The 21,761-nt window shown below is 58.4% G+C and carries 19 protein-coding genes; 6 read left to right on the forward strand and 13 right to left on the reverse strand.

Annotated features, from left to right (window positions below; genetic code table 11):
* Positions 1-6: 6 nt before the first annotated feature.
* From ACIQJ2_RS02370 to ACIQJ2_RS02400, 7 genes are all read right to left on the reverse strand, one after another.
* The gene (locus tag ACIQJ2_RS02370) at positions 7-912 is read right to left on the reverse strand and encodes a UTP--glucose-1-phosphate uridylyltransferase (protein ID WP_400666040.1); all 906 of its coding nucleotides are present in this window, start codon (positions 910-912) and stop codon (positions 7-9) included.
* A 4-nt stretch (positions 913-916) separates the two neighbouring features.
* The gene (locus tag ACIQJ2_RS02375; protein ID WP_400666038.1) at positions 917-1,942 is read right to left on the reverse strand and encodes a glycosyltransferase family 2 protein; all 1,026 of its coding nucleotides are present in this window, start codon (positions 1,940-1,942) and stop codon (positions 917-919) included.
* On the reverse strand, positions 1,939-2,877 hold the full coding sequence (locus tag ACIQJ2_RS02380; protein WP_400666036.1) for a glycosyltransferase: 939 nt from the start codon (positions 2,875-2,877) through the stop codon (positions 1,939-1,941). Before ACIQJ2_RS02380 ends, ACIQJ2_RS02375 begins: the two co-directional genes overlap by 4 nt.
* On the reverse strand, positions 2,874-3,872 hold the full coding sequence (locus ACIQJ2_RS02385) for a glycosyltransferase family 2 protein (RefSeq protein ID WP_400666034.1): 999 nt from the start codon (positions 3,870-3,872) through the stop codon (positions 2,874-2,876). The genes ACIQJ2_RS02380 and ACIQJ2_RS02385 overlap by 4 nt, the downstream gene beginning before the upstream one ends.
* Positions 3,869-5,077, reverse strand: a complete 1,209-nt coding sequence (locus ACIQJ2_RS02390) for a glycosyl transferase family 1 (protein ID WP_400666032.1) — start codon at positions 5,075-5,077, stop codon at positions 3,869-3,871. Before ACIQJ2_RS02390 ends, ACIQJ2_RS02385 begins: the two co-directional genes overlap by 4 nt.
* Before the next feature lie 105 nt (positions 5,078-5,182).
* On the reverse strand, positions 5,183-5,986 hold the full coding sequence (locus ACIQJ2_RS02395; protein ID WP_400666030.1) for a glycoside hydrolase family 16 protein: 804 nt from the start codon (positions 5,984-5,986) through the stop codon (positions 5,183-5,185).
* 4 nt (positions 5,987-5,990) lie between these two features.
* Positions 5,991-7,076, reverse strand: a complete 1,086-nt coding sequence (locus ACIQJ2_RS02400) for an acyltransferase (protein WP_400666028.1) — start codon at positions 7,074-7,076, stop codon at positions 5,991-5,993.
* A gap of 755 nt (positions 7,077-7,831) precedes the next feature.
* Between ACIQJ2_RS02400 and ACIQJ2_RS02405 the strand changes: the two genes are divergently transcribed.
* A complete protein-coding gene (locus ACIQJ2_RS02405; protein WP_199149778.1) occupies positions 7,832-8,791 on the forward strand; it encodes a glycosyltransferase family 2 protein in 960 nt (319 codons plus the stop codon).
* An 85-nt stretch (positions 8,792-8,876) separates the two neighbouring features.
* Positions 8,877-9,821 carry a polysaccharide pyruvyl transferase family protein gene (locus ACIQJ2_RS02410; protein ID WP_400666025.1) on the forward strand — a complete coding sequence of 315 codons (945 nt, stop codon included), beginning with the start codon at positions 8,877-8,879 and terminating at the stop codon, positions 9,819-9,821.
* Between the two features lie 13 nt (positions 9,822-9,834).
* Here the strand turns inward: ACIQJ2_RS02410 and ACIQJ2_RS02415 are convergent, their stop codons facing one another.
* Together ACIQJ2_RS02415 and ACIQJ2_RS02420 are read right to left on the reverse strand one after the other, a co-directional pair.
* Positions 9,835-10,842 carry a glycosyltransferase family 2 protein gene (locus ACIQJ2_RS02415; protein WP_400666023.1) on the reverse strand — a complete coding sequence of 336 codons (1,008 nt, stop codon included), beginning with the start codon at positions 10,840-10,842 and terminating at the stop codon, positions 9,835-9,837.
* 89 nt (positions 10,843-10,931) lie between these two features.
* Positions 10,932-11,222 (reverse strand): exopolysaccharide production repressor protein, encoded by a 291-nt coding sequence (locus ACIQJ2_RS02420; RefSeq protein WP_199149775.1) that lies wholly within the window; start codon positions 11,220-11,222, stop codon positions 10,932-10,934.
* Between the two features lie 731 nt (positions 11,223-11,953).
* Here ACIQJ2_RS02420 and ACIQJ2_RS02425 point away from each other — a divergent pair.
* From ACIQJ2_RS02425 to ACIQJ2_RS02440, 4 genes are all read left to right on the forward strand, one after another.
* Positions 11,954-12,634, forward strand: a complete 681-nt coding sequence (locus tag ACIQJ2_RS02425; RefSeq protein WP_199149774.1) for a sugar transferase — start codon at positions 11,954-11,956, stop codon at positions 12,632-12,634.
* Positions 12,635-12,716: 82 nt separating this feature from the next.
* On the forward strand, positions 12,717-13,991 hold the full coding sequence (locus ACIQJ2_RS02430) for a polysaccharide biosynthesis/export family protein (protein WP_400666021.1): 1,275 nt from the start codon (positions 12,717-12,719) through the stop codon (positions 13,989-13,991).
* 9 nt (positions 13,992-14,000) lie between these two features.
* A complete protein-coding gene (locus ACIQJ2_RS02435; protein WP_400666019.1) occupies positions 14,001-15,293 on the forward strand; it encodes an O-antigen ligase family protein in 1,293 nt (430 codons plus the stop codon).
* The gene (locus ACIQJ2_RS02440) at positions 15,290-16,291 is read left to right on the forward strand and encodes an acyltransferase family protein (protein ID WP_400666017.1); all 1,002 of its coding nucleotides are present in this window, start codon (positions 15,290-15,292) and stop codon (positions 16,289-16,291) included. The genes ACIQJ2_RS02435 and ACIQJ2_RS02440 overlap by 4 nt, the downstream gene beginning before the upstream one ends.
* Positions 16,292-16,305: 14 nt before the next feature.
* Here ACIQJ2_RS02440 and ACIQJ2_RS02445 read toward each other — a convergent pair whose 3' ends face one another.
* The 4 genes from ACIQJ2_RS02445 to ACIQJ2_RS02460 all read right to left on the reverse strand — a co-directional run bounded on the left by ACIQJ2_RS02445 (position 16,306) and on the right by ACIQJ2_RS02460 (position 21,447).
* Positions 16,306-17,277, reverse strand: a complete 972-nt coding sequence (locus tag ACIQJ2_RS02445; RefSeq protein WP_199089065.1) for an ABC transporter permease — start codon at positions 17,275-17,277, stop codon at positions 16,306-16,308.
* Positions 17,278-17,412: 135 nt separating this feature from the next.
* Positions 17,413-18,963 (reverse strand): sugar ABC transporter ATP-binding protein, encoded by a 1,551-nt coding sequence (locus ACIQJ2_RS02450; protein ID WP_400666014.1) that lies wholly within the window; start codon positions 18,961-18,963, stop codon positions 17,413-17,415.
* A 206-nt stretch (positions 18,964-19,169) separates the two neighbouring features.
* Positions 19,170-20,159 carry an ABC transporter substrate-binding protein gene (locus ACIQJ2_RS02455; protein ID WP_199151215.1) on the reverse strand — a complete coding sequence of 330 codons (990 nt, stop codon included), beginning with the start codon at positions 20,157-20,159 and terminating at the stop codon, positions 19,170-19,172.
* Positions 20,160-20,427: 268 nt separating this feature from the next.
* Positions 20,428-21,447, reverse strand: coding sequence for an aldo/keto reductase (locus tag ACIQJ2_RS02460; RefSeq protein WP_400666012.1), 1,020 nt, complete (start codon positions 21,445-21,447; stop codon positions 20,428-20,430).
* Positions 21,448-21,761: the final 314 nt, after the last annotated feature.

Below are 21,761 nucleotides of genomic sequence, written 5' to 3' on the forward strand. Positions count from 1 at the left end.
ACAGGCTTAAGCGGCGGTCATCTGCGCTTCGTGCGAGACGACCAGGTTGCGGATCGAGTCATAGACCAAGCCGCCGATATCGGCGCGAGCGAGCGCAAAAGCGACGTTCGCTTCGATGAAGCCGTGCTTGGACCCGCAGTCGAATGTGCGGCCGTTATAGACCTGGGCATGGAAGGCTTGCGTCTCGGAGAGGCGCAGCATGCCGTCGGTCAGCTGGATTTCATTGCCGGCGCCGCGCTCCTGGCGGGCCAGAATATCGAAGATCTCAGGCTGGAGAATATAACGGCCATTGAGGTAAAAGTTTGAAGGCGCCTCGGACGGATGCGGCTTCTCGACCATCTTGGTCACAGCGAAGCCATGGCGTACGGCCGCGCCCTTGCCGATGATACCGTACTTCGACGTCGCTTCCGGAGCGCATTCCTCGACCGCAACGATATTGCCGCCGGTCTCGTTATAGAGCTCCATCAGGCCGGCCATGCAGCCGCGCATGCCATAGCAGAGCATGTCTGGCAAAAGCAGCGCGAAGGGCTCATTGCCGATCAGGTCGCGGGCACACCAGACGGCGTGGCCGAGGCCGAGTGGCGCCTGCTGACGCGTGAAGCTGACTGCTCCCGGCCGCGGCAGGAGACGTTCCAGCTCGCTCACCTGATGGCTCTTGCCGGCACGCTGCAGCGAAGAAATCAGCTCCGGCGTATCGTCGAAATGATCTTCGATCGCCGACTTGTTGCGGCTGGTGACGAAGACGATGTGCTCGATGCCGGCCTCGATGGCTTCATCGACAGCATATTGCACGACTGGACGATCGACGATCGTCAGCATTTCCTTTGGCATTGCCTTTGTCGCGGGCAGGAAACGGGTTCCGTTGCCGGCAACCGGAATGACTGCTTTTCTCACACGGTGCTTGGGGTCCATGGCTCTATCCTTTGTTAGAGTGAGGGCCTGCGCCCATATCGGGCAGGGGCGAGGAGAGTTGAGGGGGTGATGTCGACTGGCGGCCGCCGCGAAGAGACGCGGCCAGACGACGAAAACGGGCGGCGACCGGCATGCTCAGATGGCGCACCGCTCGTGGGTTGAGGCAGGCGATCTTGAGGATTGCGGCAAGCTCGCGCTCTTTGATGCTGTCCACCAGCATCAAAAATGCCCTGACTTCCTTCAGATTGCGCGTCCGTCGCCTTTGAGCGGCGAGAGCGGCGGCGCCGAAAGGATGTTCGGCAAAAAAGCGGGCGTCGGCGGCGAGCATCGCATCGACATGCTCTCTCTTCAGAACCCGTGAGATCGAGCCATCGCGAATATAGTAGAGATAGCCGACCATCGGCTCGACGACGCAGACGCCGCCTCTGGCAAGCGCCGAGGCAAGAAACGTATAGTCCTCGCCAATCCTCAGCGTTTCGTCGAAGCGCAGTCCGTGCTGCTCCAGAAAGGCGCGCTCGAACACCGGCTTCATGTAGCCGAAATTGTGTTCGGAGGCGAAAATCATGTTTGAGGCGATGAACTTCGCCAGCGTCAGCAACGGCAGGCGCGCCAGCACAGCCTCGGGGAACATCGGCAAGGTCGTGCCGACATCCTCACGAATGACATCTAGATTGTCGACTGCGATCTGCGCCCCGGCCCTTTCCGCCCGGGCAATCAGCCGCGCCATGCGATCCGGACGCAAGGCGTCATCGGAATCAAGCACCGCCACCCAGCGGCCGCGCGCAGCATCTAGTCCTGCATTGCGGGCCGCACCTGGGCCGCTGTTGCGCGCCATTGCGACAAGGCGGACGCGCGGATCGGGATGATTGCCAACGATATCTCGCGTGCTGTCAGTCGAGCAATCGTCAACGACGACGACCTCCATGCTGACCGCGCCCTGGGCAAGCGCGCTGTCGATGGCACGTTCAAGCGTTTCCTCGGCATTATAGGCTGCGATGACGAAGCTGACATCGGGGATGAAATCCGTCATTGCGGTGCTTTCTCCAGGTTTCCGTATTGCTCGATCTCACGAACGCCGAAGAGGCCGCTGACGACACCGGCATGCATGATCCCGCGCAGGCCGTAGCGATGCCGCTTGACCGGAGACGCTGCCAGCAAAGCTGCGGCAACAAAGCAATAGGCGGATTTGGTTCCGGCAAGCACGATAGCGCGCCAATGCCGCCCGTTCGCCCTGCCCTCCAGCAACATCCGTCCGTGGGTCTGCCCCATGCGGAAACGGCGCTTGGCAAGCCAGGCAACCGTAGCGCGCTTGCCAGGAACCGGCTCTTGCACCAGCGCGTCCTCGGCATAAGCGATCCTGCCGCCGGCCTTGTGCATGTGGGTGAAGAATTCGGTATCTTCGCCGCCGGTGCGCCCGAGCGCTATGTTAAAGCGGCGGCCAACCAGCGAGGGCGCGCTGCGGCGTAGCAGGGCATTGCAGGTATAGCCCGTGCGAATTTCACCGGACACCCAGACCGGCAAAGTCGAATGGAAGTCGCCATTACGCATCCACGCAGGCGCGCTATTCGCGTAGATGGCCTGCACAGGGCCAAGAACGGCGTCAGCGCCGGTTGTATCGGCCATCACGAGCAACTCCGATAGCCAATCTTCCGAAGCGGTCTCGTCGTCATCGATGAAGGCGACAAAGTCGCCATTCGCGTGATCCAGACAGGCATTTCGGGCAATCGAAATATTCGACGCTGGGCAATGCACATAAGCGATCTCGAAGGGAACGGCCGAGCGCATGGCATCGACACGATCGCGCGCGCTTGGCGTCACGTCGTTGTCGGCCACGATGATGCGCACCAGTGCACCAGCCGGAATGCTCAGGACGGCAAGCGAAAGCAATGTCTGATCCAGCTCGGCGCGGCGATAGGTGCAGACAGCGATGTCAATTCTTATCGGGCGACGGAGGGCTTGTGTCATGACGCGACCCTACGGTTGCGAAAGCTCAACACTTCCATCCAGAAACCCATCGACCAGGCGAAGTGCATGACCATGGCGGAGATAGCGGCCAGCGGCCCATAAGGATTTTTCTGGCCGACTGCGATCCAGAAGCCATAGGCGATACAGGCGACCGCCCACAGGCTGACCGGAATGACCGCGATCCAATTAAGGATCGCCAGGAATGCACCGATGAAAATCGGCACCACGGCGAGCGGCAGCATCTGGCGCAAGCTCGGCATGCTACGATGCTTCAGAATATTGCGGGCGCGGCCGCGGCCATAGCCGAGATACTGCTTGAAGAGCGTCGGGATGCTCGCTCGCGGATAGTAGGTCATCGCGGTCTTGTCGGTGAGCCAGATCCGATACCCGGCCTTGTGAAGCCGATAGTCCAACTCGGCATCCTCGTTGTGGCTGAAGGTTTCGTCATAGCCGCCGACGGCACGGAAGGCGGCGACGCGCATCAGCGCATGATGGCCATGCTCAGCCCAATGCCCCTTCGCTCCCTCTCGATGCTTCGAGCCGCCATTGCCGAGCTTGGAATTCTGCGCGACCGCCGTTGCCTTCTGGAAGGCGCTGAAACCCATGGTGCGCATGGCGACAACCACCGAGTCCGCCCCGGTAGCGCCGGCTTCGCGGACCAACATCTGGCAATAGTCATCCGGATAGTCGCCATGGGCATCGATGCGGATGAAATACTCGTAACCGTCGCCGAATGTCTCGATCGCAAGATTGATCGCAGCGCTTTGCAGCCGCTTCGGATTGTCGATCAGCAGAACGCGCGGATCGCTCGCGGCGATTTCCCTGACGATCTCGCGTGTCCGGTCGCTGCTGCCGCCGTCGGCAACCACGATGCGGGCATCGAGTTCATCGAGAGCGCGCTTAAGCTTGGCGATCAGCGGCGCGATGTGCCTTTCCTCGTTGAGGCAAGGAATGACGATCACACAATGCATGTCCCTTGAATTTTCAGTCGTCATTGCAATCCACCTCTGTTGCGATGCAGTTGCGGGAGGGCCTGTACTTCGATGCTCTGCTCATTGGCGCGCGTCAGGGCGGCCAGTCGCTGGACCAGCCCGTGACAATCGGCGCGATCGATCATCCACTGCTTGCGATCCTGCGCGGCAACGGCATTGAAGGCGGCGAGATAGCGCGGCGCGTCCATTGCGCCCAAGAGCGCGACAAGGTGATCCGCATCCGCTCTGTCGAGGTTGAGCCCGATCTTTCGGGTAGCCAGAAACCGGCTGGTCTCCGTGCCGTCGGCGGCAATCGGCACGGCACCGTAGAGTCCACCCTCATAAAGACGGTTCGGCAGCAGCCAGCTCGAATTCAAGCCCTCTTCGAAAAAGTCGATCGCCCAGGAAAACTGGACATCATTGTAGATCGCCGAAAGATCCTCCGGATTCTTGTAGGCGCCGGCGAAGGTCATGAAGGGCGCATCGCGGACAAGACCATCGAAATCGGCAAACTCCGAGCGGGCTGGCCTGCCTCGCAGGACGATCTCAAAGCGCCCTTCCATCCGCCGCGAGAATTCATCGAGCAAGGCCAGAGACTTGCGGCATCGCAACGCACCGAACCAACCGATCTTCCATGGGTCGCCGTCGACTGGCGGTCGCGCCATAGGTGCGCTCTGCCGCGCAACAGCCTCGAGCGCCAGGACCTTGTTCTCGATCAGCATGACCGGCAGTTGCAGGCCGGAACGCGGCCGGAAATAACGCTCGACGAAGGCTGGCGAGCTGGTGATAAGCAGGGCCGCCTTGGCGCCGAAATGGCGCTCCGCTCCACGAAGTGCGCCACCCAGCACGTCGTCGCGCAGCAGCAACCGATGGATATCGAGGCATTCATAGACGACAGGCATGTCGCCGCCGAAAACCGCTTTGGCGCGATTGGCAAGCGCCAGCATTTCCAGATTGCGCCCGATAATGACGTCCGGCCTCGCGACTGCGTCCAAGGCGCTGCGCAGTTTCATCGCCGATTTGGCGACGGCGCTGACACGCTGGCCAAATTGAGCGTCTTTCGTCCTGCCAAGCTCGATCGGCTCAATGCCATGAATGGCGGCAAGCGCGTTGTCGTCGCGCCGAAAACCCGCCAGCGTTACCAGCGCGCCACCGGCCTGCAGCATCAGCACCCGCCTGCGTACCGCAGGATCGGCGAGATCGTGGACGAAATAAAGAATATGCAGCATCAAAAGTTCCGCTTTCGCGACCGGCACAAGCCGGGCGCCTGGTGTGGTTGGTGGTGCATCATGGCATCGTCACCGGCCGCCCTGCCTCTGGGCGGCCGATATGGCTCAGTCGAGCTTGCAGGTAATCGATTCCGGAAACAGGCACTTCTCGCCCGGCGCCGTGAAGGCAACACGCTTGATCTGCATGGTTGCCGGCTCGCCGCTATAGGCAAACTTACCCATCCAGCCGCTCAGCGTGTCGGTGCCCCAAAGGCTGAAAAAGATCTTCTGGGCGTTGCTTGGTATCTTCGAGGGATCGGTGACGTCCTGAACGAGCTTGCCGTTCACGAAATAACGCAGGCGATCCTTTTCCCAGACGAAGGCGTAGTCGTTAAAGCCTTGGTCGGCACCGCCGGCAACCGGAGCCAGCTTCTCATTGCCGCCCTTGGCCGAAATATATTGATTGACCTGCACCTGGCCGGCATTCTTGCCCAGCACTTCGAAATCGATCTCGTCATGCGGTTTCTTGTCGGCCGGACCGATATAGGTGAAGAAGGCAGAGTTCAGGCCGGAGCCGGTCGCGGTGCGATACCGCGCCTCATAGGTACCGTAGCCATAGCGCTTCATCGTCTGGATCTCGCCGCAGGCGTAGTCACGCTCACCTGCTTTGGACTGAACGAACTCCAGTTCCAGCATCCCGTCCTTGATGTTCACCTGCTTGCGCGACCAAGTACAATTCTGATGCGCCCCGTTGTTCCAGCCGTCGGAGATATACCAACGGCCAGTGTCCAGGCGCTCGAAATTGTCGACGAAGGAAGCGCCCGACTGCTGAGCATCTTGCGCAGACACAGTCTGCGGCAAGAAGCAGACACTCATGAGAGCAGCGGAGAGAAGACCAAATCCTTGCATGCAGCTTTTAGACGTCATCATGGCATCACCTTTTCTCGGAACGCACGCGCCGATCGTCGACGCTGCGGTTCTGGACGGCATGGACCGCCGCCAGCGGCCGAACTCGGCTGCCGGTCAGCAGGTTGTAGAAGCTTGGCAGGGCGTTGCGCGCCATGCCATTGGTCAAAGGCAACAGCAACAAAGCGAGAGCCGCTGCAAGAACGTAGAAAACCGGGTAGAGATCGCTGCCTCCGCGGTTCCACAGAACCCAGAGACAGAACAGCAGCGGATAGTGGGCGCAAAAGATCCAGAAGCTCAACCCACCGGTTTCCGCCAGACCCTGGCCGACCCGACTGCGGATCAAGAGCGCAGACAGCGCCCAAAAGCCCGGGATCCCGACAAGTACCATCAGATTACGGCAAACTTCGAGCCATAGAGGCAAACCGGGGCCAGTCATATAGGCAGCCGTCGCCAGAAATGCGGCAAGCGCGAGAAATACTGGTCCGATCAATGCTGCATAGCGATCCATGATCGTCACATCGATGCGATGAAGGCTCAGATAGATCCCGAAACTGAAGCTGAACAGAATCGAATTTCGTAAAACAATACCGATGGATATCGGCCAGGCAGCAAGCAGCAATAGAAAGCTTAAAGTCAACAACGGTGCGCGACGGATAAGAAAAGCCAGAATAGGTGATAGCAAGATACAAACGAACAGGTCTCTAAGGAAATAGAGCGGCAAATTGATCGGCGTGCCATCAATCGCAAACAGGAGCGTGGACAATGCATGTGGACTGGATTCTGACAGATCAGGCAGAAATCCATCTCCAATTCCGTAGTGTTGAAGTATCAGCACGAAGACAAAGAAAGAACAGTTCCATAGCAAAAACGGCAACATGACTGTCTTTGTTTTACGACGGATCGTTTTTCCATATTCTATCGATGCCGATCCATTGCGAAACAATAGGTAACCGGAAATGGCGCTCAAGCAAGGAACTCCAACTCGAAACAAACTGTCACGCAGAAACACCCGCAACCAATCGAAAAGACCATAAGCTCCATCAAAAGGGCTGCTATGCGTGTCGAACGGTATATGGACAAAGACGATGCCCGAGATCAGCACGATACGCATAAGGTTTATCCGCGAAGACACGTTGGCAGTCACATTCACGATGTCTGTCACCCCTTCTTCGGGCTGCATCCCCCTCGCAGCCGTTTCAATGAGAGCAGAGTAAAGCTCGCAGACGATAACCTAGGGCGCTCTTTGGAAAGGGAATATGGCACCGCAGCAAAAATCAGCGGAAAGCACTCCGTTGCGACGTGTCGGACATGGTATCCCGCAACGTTTTGGCGGCGAAACAATCGATTTAGCGCCGTGAAAACCGCTGCTGGAAAAAGAACTTAAGCGTTCCAGGATGTTTCCTTACCGCGCTTGGATGGCCGCTTCCCACGCTCTCTATTTTTTTCCCGAAAGGTGAAGTTTTTTTGCGGCGCAGCAGAAATTGGGGAGTGAAGCATGACCAAAATGCGACAGTATTGCAATTATTGTGGGAAAATCGGAAGGCTGCGCTTCCTCTCATAAGTGCAGATGTTGCGATACTGGGAAAGCAATGTCTCTGAACGGAGCACCTGCAAGACAATGACACGTGCATCCGAGTGCAGCGCCAATATTCAAGACTCGAATGGCATGGATGATCGACAAAGTTCGAGAAATCGTCATCGCCGACATTGCTACGCATCGAATGGACGCTACCTGTTGGCGTCACGGCAGCATCCACCAGCGGGTAGCCAACAAAGCAGTGGCAGTTGGTGCAGCCGAAGAGCCGCGGTTAACGTCTGCAAAAGACGATACCACAAGCCCCTGAATCGAAACCGTAAAGGTGGGAAATGGCATCCATCACGATTGTTATTCCGTTCTACCAGAAGCAGCCCGGCGTTCTACAGCGCGCCTTGAGTTCGATATCTCGGCAGACGTTTCAGGATTTCGATATTCTCATCGTCGACGATGAATCGCCGCTTCCGGCGGAAAGCGAGCTGCAATCGCTTGATAGCAAGGACAGAAAACACATACGGGTGATCCGCCAGGCCAATGCCGGCCCAGGAGGAGCCCGTAACACGGGCCTGAACAATATACCGGCCGAAAGCAGGTTCGTGGCGTTCCTAGACTCTGATGACGAATGGGCGCCGGAGCACCTAAGCAACGCCTTCGGGACGCTGACCCACTATAATGCGGATTGCTATTGGGACTCCATCGATGGCGGCCAGGAGTTTTACTATCACTTCAGCATCGCGGAACTCGGGAAATCGACGGACACGCGGCGGCTATCGGAGAAGCCGTCCGTGGTCGAAATTCCGAACATAGCCAGCGTCATGCTGCAGGATTGGAGCTTCCTGCATATGTCCTGCATGGTGATCGGACGCCCGCTGTTCGAGAAGATCCGTTTCGAGCCGACGCTGCGACTGGCCGCGGAAGACGTGCTTTTCTTCTGCGATTGCATCCTGGCGGCCAAGCGGGTGTTGCTATGCGAGGACGCGGGCGCTCTGCGGGGAGAAGGCATAAATATCTTTCACAGCATCGACAATGACTCGCCGCAATTCCTGCGGCAGCAGTTCAACACCTGGACGGCGCTCAACACTTTGGAACAGAGATTTTCACGGCGGCCGCAGGATGTCGCCGCCATCCGGCTTTATAAAAATCGCGCTCGCCGTCAGGCGCTCTGGAGCCAGGCGCGCCAGGTGAAACGCCGGCAAATGCCGCAGTTTGCCCTACTGGCCAGATGGGCCTTGCGCGACCCGGCGATTTTACAGAGCGCCATGCAGCTTGCCGTGGGCAAACTCACGCCCTAGTTTTGCACCGCAGCATAAACTGTTCATGCCGCAACGATGAGCCACGGCATGCCCCGCTATCATTTGGATCAGCAAGGAGTCCTGCATGAAGCCGTTCCACTGGGAATCCACCCATGGCAATTTCGGTGACGACCTCAATCTCTGGCTCTGGGATTTTCTACTCCCCGGCCTTCGCGACACCCATGAAGACACCTTGTTGGTCGGCGTCGGTACCGTCCTCAACAAGGAGATCCTGCCGGACGAAGGTCGCAAACTGGTCATTGGCAGCGGCTTCGGCTACGGCTCGCTTCCCGACATCAGCGATCGGTCGCAATGGGATGTCCGCTGCGTACGCGGTCCGCTGACGGCGCAAAAGGCCGGCCTGCCGATCGAAATGGGTATCGTCGATCCCGCTGTGCTGGTCACGGAGATGCCGGAATTCCAAAACCTGTCGAAAACAGGCAAACGCACGTTCATACCGCATTGGGAGTCGGCCGCTGCCGGTCTTTGGCCCGAGATCTGCAAGACGGTCGGACTTTCGTATCTCGACCCTCGCGGCGAGGCCAAGGCCGTCATCCGCGAGCTTGCGACATCCGATCTTATCGTCGCGGAATCCATGCATGGCGCAATCCTCGCCGATGCCTTCCGCGTGCCGTGGATCGCCGTCAGCTCGTCGCGCTCCATCAATAGCTTCAAATGGAATGATTGGGCACGCTCCCTTGGTGTGACCTACGCGCCGAAGCATATCCCGGTCTCCACCCGCGCCGAAGCGATCGCCAAGGGCGCCAAGTTCTGGGGCGTCGGCTTCGAACGCAACAAGCAGGCGACAGCGAACCTGGAAAAGCAGCGTGAAGGGGAAACCGTCCTGCTTGCCGACCCCGAGCAGACGCCCCTGCGGTCGATGGCCAAGCAGGCGCTTGCAATGCCGTCCACACTTGCTCTCTGGCAGGCCAGCAAGGCAAAGCCGCAGCTGAGCAAGGATGGAGCACTGGCTGCCTGCAAGGAACGCCTGATGGAAGTGATCGACGGCGTGCGGCGCGACTACCTCTGATCTCCTGCCACGATTACTCCGGAGCGGCCTGCAAAAGATAGCGCAGGCCGTGCGCTCCCGAATGCGCGATCGGAGAGCCGCCCCTGCGGAAACGTTCGGTTTTGTCGGCGAAAATTCCGCCGGCTATGGCGGGAACGGCGAATGGATGGGCAAGCGCATAGCCGGCCGCGGCAACGAGGCCCAACTGAGACTTGATATCCAGAAAATGGCGCAGCTCGTATCGATCGCGAATGTGCCGCTCGTGGCGGCGGATCGCGGCGGCATCGGCAGGCGAAATGCCGCCGGTCGCAAGAATCGATCGATCCGCCTCGTAAAGCCGCCTGAGATCTTCCGTTCTGTGCCGGCCGCTTAAGGAATCCCCGCGAACCACCGCTCCGTAGCCGCAGCTATGGATGATCTTGTAGCGCGCCGCCTTGGCAAGCGCACGGACGTAGAGATCGTAGTCCTCGCCCAGACGCAGCGTTTCATTGTATCGCAGGCCATGTGCGTCCAGGAAGGAACGGCGCATGAGCGGCTTCAGGAAGCCGATCTCGCCGCGACGAACGCCGCGCTTGGAGATATTGCCCTCGACGAAGGTGACGAGATCGAGAAAGCGTGGCTTGGCATCGAAATGGTCGAGCCTGCTGTAAGCATCAGGCACGCTATCGGCGTTGACGAAAGCGATGTTGTCGGCGGCGAAATCCCAATCATCGCCTGCGAGAAGCGACCTGAAACGGCCAGGGAAAAAGAAATCGTCAGCATCGAGGATACCGATCAAGGGAGCGGTCGATATTGCGATGGCATGATTGCGCGCAGCCGCTGGGCCGCGGTTTCTCTCGAATGCCTGGATGTTCAGCCTGCCGCTGCCGTCGTCCGCCTGGGCAGCGACCGCTGCCGTGCCATCCGTCGAACCGTCGTCTATAACAACAACTTCGGCGACTTCCGGCTCCCGAAGAGCCGATGCGACGGCAAGCCGGATGGTGTCGCTGGCATTCTTTGCCGCAATGATTACGCAGACACGTTTCTCTGCACTGTCGGTCACGCTAGCCTCCAATGGTTCTGCCGGAGACTTAGTACGGGCCTTCCATCCGACAACCTGTCGGCCGTCAAAAGATATGGCGGAGTGCGGCGTTACGGATTGAAGGGTTCGGAACGCTTCAGGCTTGGAGCCTGTATGCCACCGACATTCGTATCTTCCGCAATCGGCGTCACGGCCTTGTCTTCGTTCAACAACGCGTCACGCGCCTTGCGCTCTTTCCAGACAAGGTAGAGTACACCAAGAAAATAGCCGACCTGCAGAAGCACGGCACAAATGGCGGTTTCGATCAGGGTCGTTGCGAGAGAGTTCGTCAGGAAATAGGTCGCGATGGCAAATACGACCAACGTGCCAAGCATGCTTATGAAAACGCGCGGCGCATACATAATGTTACCTCGCCCGCTCGGCCATTGGAAAAAAAGCGATCAAGATCTTTCCTCCCTTATCAGACCTTAAGGTCAAATATATTTTATGATTCATTGAGATTCAACCAAGTCCCGATGATCCGTTGCGAATTGGCACGACCCTAATGCCGGGCTCGTTAAAACTACGCATGGATAATAATTACAATTGAATTTGTTCGTTTTCCCATACGCATTCATGGAGTGCTCCATCGGAACCACCTACTTCTACGGACACATATCGACCCGCATGAGGGTTCGTTTTTCGTCGCTATTCAATCAACTTTTATTACAAAGTGCGGCTAACACGGGCGCCAGTATGTGCACTGCAATATCTTGCTGCGGCGCAATAGACCCAGACAATAGATCAAGTTCGCTCATGCACGATCAAAATGGATGGAAAGGCTAGATAAGCCAAAGTTAATGAATAGCTTGCAGCTAAGCACCTACAACATCCTGAAAAGGCATCACCCGCAATGCGGATGAGCTATTGATCCAGTCGCAATACGCGGGTCGGCACAGTACAGCGCATATATATGGAACTCATGATTTAAACCGGCGCACCAACGATGCGGTAACAATGTACCGCCATTTCATATCGCTACAAAAGTTTGGCTTAAAAAGTCAAAATTGCCGCCTACACTCCCGCCATCGTAGCACTAGTTACGCGTCCGAGAATTTCCGACCAATTCGCCAACATGAATGGAGTTTTCTCTATGAAGTCTGCGACGAGATCGGCCACATCGGCTTTTTTCAGCGCTGCGGAAAGTGATGTCTTTCCGCCTACTGGTGGAGTACTAAAGCGCGTTTTCGACGTCTCCGCCGCAATGACTGCTCTGGTTTTCATCAGCCCCATCTTCTTGATGTTGATGCTGCTGGTGAAGTTGTCCGATCGCGGCCCGGCCTTCTACGGCCATCGCCGCATCGGCCATAACGGCAAGAGCTTTCGCTGCCTGAAGTTCCGCACAATGGTCGTCGACGGCGACAAGGTCCTTCAGGCTCACCTGCACGCCAATCCGAAAGCAATGGAGGAGTGGCGCGCCACGCGCAAGCTGCAGAACGACCCGCGGGTAACCCTCGTCGGCGCCGTGCTGCGCAAGCTCAGCCTCGACGAACTGCCGCAGTTGATCAACATCATCCGCGGTGAGATGAGCGTCGTCGGGCCGCGTCCCGTCGTGGAGGATGAGCTGGAACTCTATGAGACCGCAGCAATCTACTATCTGCAATCTCGTCCTGGTCTGACCGGCCTTTGGCAGGTCAGCGGCCGTAACGATGTCTCTTATGAAAGCCGCGTCGCCTTCGATGCGCATTACGTCAAGAACTGGTCGCTCAGCAGCGACATGGTGATCATCGCCAAAACCATCCCGGCCGTCTGCCTGTCACGTGGCAGCTATTGATGACGACCAGCAGTGCCGCAGGACACCTCCTGCGGTTTCCCGCATCCGCGGGACTGCGATCCAATAACAGGGAAGATCCTGCATGATTGAATTTCAGCCTTCCAAGAGGCTCGCTCGCGCATTCACTCCTGTCCGAATTTCGGCCCTTCTTGTCCTCGGCGCCTACGCAATATCGAGCGCAGCCTATGCCGATAATCTCCCCGGATACCATCTGGGCGTCATGGACAAGCTGCATGTGCGCGTCGCCGAATGGCAGACTGCGGAGGGCACCATCCGCGACTGGTCGGTGGTCTCGGGCGATTATACGGTTGGCCCTTCCGGCTCGATTTCGATCCCGTTCATCGGCGACATGCCCGCCACGGGCAAGACGACCGATGAGATCGCGGCAGCCATCGGGCTCGGCCTGCAGAAACAGTTCGGCTTGCGCGACCGACCTTCGGCCTCTGTCGAGATGTCGCAGTTCCGGCCGATCTATCTGTCTGGAGAAGTCCAGAATCCGGGCGAATATCCTTTCGTACCGAACCTTACCGTGCTCAAGGCCGTGAGCCTTGGCGGCGGCATGCGCCGCGCCGATGCGGGGCAGCGTTTCGCACGCGACTTCATCAACGCCAAGGGCGACGCCGTCGTCTATATGGCAGAGCGTGGACGGCTGCTCATGCGCAAGGCGCGTCTGCTGGCCGAAGTGACCGGCAAGGACGATATCGACGTCCCGGCGGAACTCAAGCAATTGCCGCAGACGGCAAATTTGCTCGCCAGCGAGAAGGCTCTCATGCAGACGCGCAGCCAGCGAATGAAAACGCAGCTACAGTCGCTGGAGGATCTGAAAACACTCCTGCAAAATGAAGTGGAGGCACTGGGAAAGAAGAACGACACCCAGAGCCGTCAGCTCGATCTGGCCAAGGCCGACCGCGACAAGGTCGAAAGCCTTGCTGAAAGGGGACTTGAGCTTGCCTCCCGTCGCATCTCGGCCGAGCAGCGAGCCTCCGACCTGGAAGCCACTCTCCTCGATACCGAGACGGCGTCGCTGAAGGCCAAACAGGATATCAACAAGGCCAATCAGGACGAGATTACCCTGCGGAATGACTGGCAGGGCTCGTTGGCGCAGGACATGCAGGATACCGACAAACAACTGGAAACGCTGCAGCTGAAGCTTTCCACCAGCCAGTCCCTCATGCAGGAAGCGGTCGCCCAGTCCGCTGACGTCAGCAACCTCGATGCCAATGGGCAGGGCGTGAACATCGTCTATACGATCATTCGCGGCGACAATGGCCAGACCAAGGAAATTCCCGCCCAGGAAAACACCCAGGTTCTGCCCGGTGACCTCATCAAGGTCAGCACCGGCCTTGCCATGCGATAAGGAATATCGATGCGGATTGCCAAATCGGTTTTCGTTCGTCCGGGCAGTAACGCCACCTATGGCACGGTGGCTGTTGCGCTGTCCTTCTTCGTCTTCGCCTATTCGTCCCGTTTCGGGCAGCCCTCGATCCTGCTCTACTATGCTCTGTGGTTCCCGCTGGTCCTGATCGATTATCGCAGCGCGCTCGGCAGCTACCGGAAACAGCTCTGGCTCTATGCCTTCGGCGTTTTGACGTGTCTGTCGATTTTCTGGTCGGCGGTGCCTGCGGTCACAGCACGCGCCTCGATCCAGTATATGACGCATATCTTCTGCGCCCTGGTCGCGGTTCGCACGCTCGATATCCGCACGCTGGCGCGCGGCGCCATCGCCGGAACGGCCATCGTGCTCATGTATTCCATTCTGTTCGGCTATTATGCCTACGACCCGATAGATGGCACATATAGTTTCGTGGGTGCGTTCGATTCCAAGAACCAACTTGGCTTCTACGCCTCGCTCGGCATCTACTTCGCCTTTGCCGCCGTTTTCGTCCTCGGCGAACGGCGGATCTGGCTGATCGGCGGCGGTGTTGCCGGCCTGTTGTCGGCCTACTGCCTGCTCGCCTCGCAATCGGCGACATCGGTGCTGACAACCGCCTTGATCGTCATGCTTTGCATCAGCCTGCGCATCATTCTTTTTCTCTCGCCGAAGCAGCGAAAGAGACTGTTTGCCGCGGTCGCCATTTCCGGCGTCGTCCTTGCCGTTGCAGGCGTCTATCTCGGCGCAGTCGATCTCATACTCGGTGCCTTCGGCAAGGATTCGACGCTCACGGGCCGCACCTATCTCTGGCAGCAGGGCATTGCCACGGCACAGCTCAATCCGTTCTTCGGCGTTGGCTATCAAGCCTATTGGGTTCAGGGCTTTTCCGAACCGGAGCGGTTATGGGAGGAATTCTACATTGGCTCCCGTGCGGGCTTCCATTTTCACAATACCTATATCGAAACAGCAGTTGAAACAGGGTTGGTCGGCGTCCTTCTACTGGCATCGATATTGGTGACCGCCGTGAGCGGCCATATCGGTCGTTTCCTCAGCGACAAGAGGAATGACGAATCCTACGTCCTGCTTGGGGTTGCGGCACTGCTTCTCATCCGCTCCTTCGTCGAGATCGACATTTTGAACCCCTATCACGTCGGGTCGTTCCTCTTCTACTTCACCGCAGGCAAGCTATCGTTACGGGCAAGCGCGACAAAGGCCAATCCCGTCGCGTCTTATGATCGGACGGACTTTGCGTCACCGGCAAATTGGGAGCCGCGAGCCAGTCGATGAAGACACTTTACGGCATACAATATCTTCGAGCCTTTGCCGCGTTGGCGGTGGTGTTGTTTCATGCAGCCGAGCGCAGCGGCGGGCACTTTCGCATCGGTGCCGCTGGCGTCGACGTCTTTTTCGTCATCAGCGGCTTCATCATGTGGACGATGAGCGTGCGCAGACCCGTGACGCCGATGCGCTTTCTGATAGACCGTCTGCAGCGTATCGCACCATCCTACTGGATCGTTACGGCCATCATGATCGCCGGCGCGATCGTCGGGCTGTTTCCGAGCATGAAACTGGCGGCCAGCCATATTCTTGGATCATTGCTGTTCATCCCTGTCCGTTCGCCCAGCAACGGCGAGATCTGGCCGGTGCTGGTACAGGGGTGGACGCTGAATTTCGAGATGTTCTTCTACGTCCTTTTCGCGGCAAGCCTGCTTCTGCCGCGCCGATTGCAACTTGCCGGCATGATCGTGGTCTTTGCCGCCTTCGTTGCTGCTGGCGCGCTCTTCCATCCGCAATCTCCGTTGCTTGCCACCTATACGAGGCCGATCATCCTCGAATTTGTGGCCGGCGCCATTCTTGGTCAGCTGTGGTTGAAAGGAAACATTGCCGGCGCGGGCCTCGGGCTTGCCCTTGTCATTGCATCGATCTGCGGCTTCGCGGCAATCGAGATTCTTGGGCTGCAATTTGACGAGACGATCTGCGGCCCGCTCGCGATAGCGCTGGTGCTGGGAATGGTTTCCCTGGAGGGCGGCGGACGCCTGCCGCAGATCACGCCGCTCACCTATCTCGGCAACGCCTCCTATTCGATCTATCTCTGGCACACGCTGGCAATTTCAGTCGTCGTAAAGCTGGTTGCTTCCACGCCAATCCCATCGGATGCCGTTGCCTTCGTCGGTGCGATATCCGGAACATTGCTTGGCGTTTGCGCCTATGAAGCGGTGGAGAAACCTTTGCGCAATCGACTGCGAAATTTCAGCTGGCGAAGGGCACGCCCCTCGCCAGCGTGAATGCAGATGGAGCCTCACATGCGCCGCCGCCGCAACTGATCGAAGTAAACGATGACGATGATCAGAGCGCCAGTGATGATGCGCTGCCAGAAGGAGTTCAGATTGAGCAGGTTTGCGCCGTTGTTGATGGTGGCCAGGATAAAGGCGCCGATGAGCGGACCATAGACGGAGCCGACCGCGCCGAACAGGCTGGTGCCGCCAATGACCGACGAGGCGATTGCCTGCAGCTCCCAGCCGTCAGCCTGGGTGGCATTGCCGATGGCGATGCGCGAGGCAAGCAGAACACCGACAAAGGCAGCGCAGGTTCCCGACAGGATATAGGCAAGATAGATCATGCCGTTGACATTGACGCCGGAGAGGCGCGCAGCCTCTCGGTTGGAGCCGACGGCGAAGAGATAGCGTCCCCATCGGCTGAGGTGCAGAAATATTACCGCCGGGATCGCAACCAGGATCACCATCCAGAACAGGCTTGGAATGCCGAGAAAATCGGCGACGGCGAAGTTGGTGAAATCGTCATTGACGATGTTGATCGTGGAACCATTGGTAATCAGCAGGCCGATGCCGCGCAGCGAAGTCAGTGTCGCCAGCGTGATGATGAACGGCGGCAGGCCCATGCGCACGATGCCGAAGCCGTGGAACGCGCCGATCAGCACCCCGAACAGCAAGGTGATGAGAATGGCGGCCCAGACCGGAAAGCCCGCCTGCAGAAGCCAGGCGATGATGACGGTGCAGAAGCCGACGATCGCCCCAACCGACAGGTCGATGCCCGCCGTGATGATGACGAAGGTCTGGCCGAGCGCAAGAATGGCGGTCATCGATCCCTGACGGGCGAGATTGGTAATGTTGAGCGGCGTCCAGAACTTGTCCGTCCAGAATCCGAGCAGGACCCACAGCGCCAACAAGAGCAGGATCAGCGTCAGGCTGAAGAGGATGTTCATCTTGCGCCGCGGCGCAACGGTGGGGCCATCTGTTGTATTCGCGGCCATTCTCGTTCTCCCTCTTTCGACTATTCTTATCGCTTGGAGCATTTCCGTCTGAGACGGCGTGATGGAAATGTTCTTTCGCTCTGCTTTCTTGCAATTCCGGACGCAAAACCGCTTCGCATCTTTGCGGGAATTGCTTTAGACACCGATCGCCTCGCCAAGGACTTCCTCATGCGTGGCAGCGTGAAAATCATGGCTGGCGACCAGCTGGCCGTGGCGGAAGACATGCAGCCGATCTGCAAGCTCATAGACCTCGGGCAGATATGACGAGATGACGATGATACCGGCGCCATCGCGAAGCAGCTTGGCGAACAGCCGGTAGATCTCGGCTTTGGTGCCGACATCAACGCCGACAGTCGGCTCATCGAAGATGAATAGCTTGGCACCGTGGCTCAGCCATTTGCCGATGACCACCTTCTGCTGGTTGCCGCCGGACATGGCGGAAACCAGCACCCGCCGGCTCGGTGTCTTGATGCTGAGATCGCGGATCTGCTTGTCGGCGTTAACAGCCTCGCTCTTATTGTTGATGATTGGGCCTCGGCTCAACCGACGGAAAACCGGCAGATTGATGTTGAGGCCAATTGGCAGATTGAGGCAGAGCCCCTGATCGCGGCGGCTTTCAGGCGCAAGAGCGATGCCGAGCTCCATCGCGTCTCGCTCGCTGCGAATATCGACCTTGCGCCCCTGCCAATGAATCTCCCCAGCCGAAATCGGCTGACGACCATAGAGGCCCAGAGCAAATTCACTGCGACCGGCGCCGATCAACCCGTAAAGCCCGACAATCTCGCCGGCACGAACGCTGAGCGAGACATTCTCGAAGCCTGGGCCCGAAAGCCCGTGCGTTTCCAGGATGGTTTCGCCGATCGGGATCTCTTCTTTGTGATAGATCTGCTCGATCGAGCGATTGATCATCAACTTGATCAGTTCGTCCTCATTGGTTTCGCCGATGGTGCGCGTGCCGACATGCGTCCCGTCGCGCAGCACGGAAACGCGATCTGCCAGCTCAAAGACCTCTTCCATGCGATGGCTGATATAGACAATCGTTACGCCTTCGCTCTGTAGACGGCGGATCAGCTTGAACAGTTGCGCCGATTCCTTTCGCGTCAAATAGGCGGTCGGCTCGTCGAAGATGAGAAACTGCGTGCCGCGCATCGCCGCTCTTGCCGTTGCAACCAGTTGCTGCTGGCCGATTGTCAGCGAACTCAGAAGCTCAGCCGCCGGCAATCCAAAGCCGAGATCGTCAAGCACGGTTTGCGCCATGGCCACCATCTGCTTCTTCCGCATCAGGCCGAAGCGATTGACCTCGTCGCCGAGAAAGAGATTGGCAGCGACCGTCAGATGCGGGCAGAGGACCACCTCCTGATGCACAGCATTGATGCCGCGAGCGATCGCCTCATTGGGCGTCGCAAGTGCCACGGGATGTCCGCACCAGAAGATTTCACCCGCGGTACGGGTGATAACGCCCGTTAGAAGCTTGATGAGCGTCGATTTGCCGGCACCGTTTTCGCCGACGATCGCATGAATCTCTCCTGCCAAAAACGTGATCGTCGCCGGCTTCAGCGCTTCGACGTATCCGTAGCGCTTCTGCAACCCCTTCAATTCCAGGATGGGAGAGCCGGCAGGAACGCGGCTTGCCTCCGTCTTGATGCTATCGTCGTGCCGATGGCTGATCTCTTCAAGGCTCGTCATGAGGTCTCCTCCCCTCTCGCATCACCGCGCGGCCGCCACCAGGCGGACAGAGCGTGATGCCGAAAAGCGCAAGCGGCTTTCGGACGACGTCACGCTCCACCTTCGTGATTCCAGAGCGGCTTCAGATCTTGGGTCAAGCAGACCTAAAATCATCCTGCTCTAGACGAAAAGGCCGCGCCTGACGGATCGGGCACGGCCTAGGAGCATCACTTTACCTTCGGGTTCAGCAGAGCGTCGATCTTCGGATCGCTCATGTTCGCCTTGGTGACGAGGTTGGCGCCGGTGTCGACGTTGGCCTCTACCTTCTCCTTCTTGGAGGCGGCGAGCGCGGTCTTGATGCCGTCATAACCCATGCGATACGGATCCTGGACCACGAGGCCGGCAAGAACGCCCGACTTCAGGAAGCCGACGGTCTTGTCGTCATTGTCAAAACCGATGACCTTGATCTTGTCGCCGAGCTTGTTTTCGGCGATCGCCTGGCCCACACCTTGCGCCATGATCAGGTTGGAGGCGAAAACACCGACCAATTTCGGATTGGCAGTGATCAGGTCCGTCATCATGTTGAGGCCGGTGGTTGCCTGTCCGTCTGCATATTTATCGGCAACGACCTTGAGGCCCGGATACTTGCTTTTGACCTCTTCCAGGAAGCCCTGGCGGCGCTGGTCGAGTGAGCCGACGCCCGGCAGGCTGGTGATGATGGCGATCTCACCCTCTTCCTTGCCGGTCATGCCCTTGATCGCGGCGGCAAGGCCATCAGCGGCGATACGGCCGCCCTGGACGTTGTCGGTGGTCAGGAACGACACGAAGGATTTGGAATCCGCGGCAGAATCGATGCCGACGACCGGCACGGACTTGGCAGCTTCGTCAACGGGCTTGCCGAGCGCCTTGAACTCGGTCGGCGAAATGACGACGGCAGCCGGCTTGCCGGCGACGGCGTTCTCGAGAATGCTGATCTGGCCGTTGATGTCGGATTCCGACTGTGCACCAAGTTCCGGCACCTTGACGCCGAGATCCTTGCCCGCCTGACGGGCACCGGCAAGAACGATCTGCCAGTAGAAGGATGTCGTATCCTTGACGATGATCGGAATGGTCACGTCAGCCGCGAAGGACTGCACCGGCATCGCCATCGCGATGATGGCAGCACCGGCAAGACCGGCAAAGCTGCGGCGGGACAGAAGTGACTTGGCAATTTTCATCTGCTTCTCCTCTCAACGCGCTCTGCTCTCCTGCACACCCGCCGCTGAACGCTTACGGCTCGGTATCGCAACACCTCGCGGCGTCACGCATCGCGCGGCGGAAAGGCCACCGACGCCAAAACAGGCTTTCCTCCTCTTCGAAGCCGCCTCTCCCGACGGCTCGATAGCTCCCAATCTGCTGGAGCGGTTTAGGAATGCAAAACCGCTCCCTCTGCTGTCTCGCGCAATTCCGGACGAAAAACCGCTGCGGGCTTTTCCTGGAATTGCTCTAGACGCGGACCGCCTCGTCTCCCAACGGAGGCGCAACCACAGTCAATCCCTCGAATTCCGCATAGAGGCCGTCCGGGAGCCTTGGCTCTACGAGTTGCATATTGCGGACAAGACTTTCCGGCTTCGCCGTACCGATCAGCACCGAAGCCACGCTTTGATTGCGCAGCGGGAACTGAATTGCCGGTTGAGCGAGCGGTACGCCATGCTTGCGGGCGATCTCCTCCATCGCCCCAACCTTGGCCAAAATCTCCGGCGTTGCCGGCAAATAGTCGAAATGCGCACCATGCACCGGACCCGTCGCCAGAATGCCGGAGTTGAAAACGCCGCCCACGACCAGCGACGTTCCCTTCTTCTCGCAGAGCGGCAACAGCTCGGCGACAGCGGAACGATCCAACAGAGTATAGCGCCCCGCCATGAGAATGCAGTCAATATCGGCGGCGTGCATGACATCAAGACAAACAGGCACTTCGTTGACGCCAAGGCCATAGGCCTTGATCGTCCCCGACGACTTCAACTCCTCCAGCGCTTTCAGACCGGAGCCCAGGAGCTGCCCGAGATAATGCTCGTTCAACGCCCTACCGTGAGTGTAGCTGCCGATATCGTGCACATAGAGAATATCGATGCGATTGAGGCCAAGGCGGGCATAGCTGAACTCGACCGAACGCATGATGCCATCATAGGAATAGTCATAAGTGGCATCGAATGGCAGCGGATCGATATAACCGTAGTTCGGCACCTTGTCTGTCGGCACTGGATGCATCAGGCGTCCGACCTTGGTCGACAGAACATAGCTGTCGTCCGGCTGCTCGCGGAGAAAATCGCCGACGCGGCGCTCGCCGAGGCCGAAGCCATACCAGGGTGCGACATCGAAGTAGCGAATGCCGCTATCCCAGGCAGCCTGCAGGGTCTCCATCGCCTGATCGCGAGGGCAAGCACGATAGAGCCCTCCCAGCGCCGCAGCGCCAAAGCTGATCTCCGTAACCTTAAGATCGGTCCTGCCTATTGTCCTAGTCTGCATCACTATTCCTTCACGATGAGCGGTATTTCAATTCCCGTCACGAACGGCTCAAGGAAACCGCCATCGTCATTTCAAAAAAACGTCCGCCGGTAGCACGATACGATAAGGAAACGGCCCTGGATTGCAATGACATCCCGTCTCCTCCCTATTCATCGGCGCTATCGAACGGTTCTCAACAATCGTCGCCAATTGATTTTGTTTTTTATCTACAATAAACAATTTGGAGTCAACGAGGAAATCACCGCCCGCCGAGGTGGAAGGCGGCAAAGAAGGCCCGATCAAGACTCCTGCAATTGACTGCCATTCGAACATGG

Origin of the sequence: Rhizobium sp. NPDC092011 (assembly GCF_044756305.1) — a bacterium.
Taxonomy (GTDB): Bacteria; Pseudomonadota; Alphaproteobacteria; order Rhizobiales; family Rhizobiaceae; genus Rhizobium.

What these genes read in the sequence shown, in the direction of transcription:
- ACIQJ2_RS02370 (WP_400666040.1), bottom strand. Translation starts at nt 912, where the DNA reads ATGGACCCCAAGCACCGTGTGAGAAAAGCAGTCATTCCGGTTGCCGGC.
- ACIQJ2_RS02375 (WP_400666038.1), bottom strand. Translation starts at nt 1,942, where the DNA reads ATGACGGATTTCATCCCCGATGTCAGCTTCGTCATCGCAGCCTATAAT.
- ACIQJ2_RS02380 (WP_400666036.1), bottom strand. Translation starts at nt 2,877, where the DNA reads ATGACACAAGCCCTCCGTCGCCCGATAAGAATTGACATCGCTGTCTGC.
- ACIQJ2_RS02385 (WP_400666034.1), bottom strand. Translation starts at nt 3,872, where the DNA reads ATGACGACTGAAAATTCAAGGGACATGCATTGTGTGATCGTCATTCCT.
- ACIQJ2_RS02390 (WP_400666032.1), bottom strand. Translation starts at nt 5,077, where the DNA reads ATGCTGCATATTCTTTATTTCGTCCACGATCTCGCCGATCCTGCGGTA.
- ACIQJ2_RS02395 (WP_400666030.1), bottom strand. Translation starts at nt 5,986, where the DNA reads ATGATGACGTCTAAAAGCTGCATGCAAGGATTTGGTCTTCTCTCCGCT.
- ACIQJ2_RS02400 (WP_400666028.1), bottom strand. Translation starts at nt 7,076, where the DNA reads ATGCGTATCGTGCTGATCTCGGGCATCGTCTTTGTCCATATACCGTTC.
- ACIQJ2_RS02405 (WP_199149778.1), top strand. Translation starts at nt 7,832, where the DNA reads ATGGCATCCATCACGATTGTTATTCCGTTCTACCAGAAGCAGCCCGGC.
- ACIQJ2_RS02410 (WP_400666025.1), top strand. Translation starts at nt 8,877, where the DNA reads ATGAAGCCGTTCCACTGGGAATCCACCCATGGCAATTTCGGTGACGAC.
- ACIQJ2_RS02420 (WP_199149775.1), bottom strand. Translation starts at nt 11,222, where the DNA reads ATGTATGCGCCGCGCGTTTTCATAAGCATGCTTGGCACGTTGGTCGTA.
- ACIQJ2_RS02425 (WP_199149774.1), top strand. Translation starts at nt 11,954, where the DNA reads ATGAAGTCTGCGACGAGATCGGCCACATCGGCTTTTTTCAGCGCTGCG.
- ACIQJ2_RS02430 (WP_400666021.1), top strand. Translation starts at nt 12,717, where the DNA reads ATGATTGAATTTCAGCCTTCCAAGAGGCTCGCTCGCGCATTCACTCCT.
- ACIQJ2_RS02435 (WP_400666019.1), top strand. Translation starts at nt 14,001, where the DNA reads ATGCGGATTGCCAAATCGGTTTTCGTTCGTCCGGGCAGTAACGCCACC.
- ACIQJ2_RS02440 (WP_400666017.1), top strand. Translation starts at nt 15,290, where the DNA reads ATGAAGACACTTTACGGCATACAATATCTTCGAGCCTTTGCCGCGTTG.
- ACIQJ2_RS02445 (WP_199089065.1), bottom strand. Translation starts at nt 17,277, where the DNA reads ATGGCCGCGAATACAACAGATGGCCCCACCGTTGCGCCGCGGCGCAAG.
- ACIQJ2_RS02450 (WP_400666014.1), bottom strand. Translation starts at nt 18,963, where the DNA reads ATGACGAGCCTTGAAGAGATCAGCCATCGGCACGACGATAGCATCAAG.
- ACIQJ2_RS02455 (WP_199151215.1), bottom strand. Translation starts at nt 20,159, where the DNA reads ATGAAAATTGCCAAGTCACTTCTGTCCCGCCGCAGCTTTGCCGGTCTT.
- ACIQJ2_RS02460 (WP_400666012.1), bottom strand. Translation starts at nt 21,447, where the DNA reads ATGCAGACTAGGACAATAGGCAGGACCGATCTTAAGGTTACGGAGATC.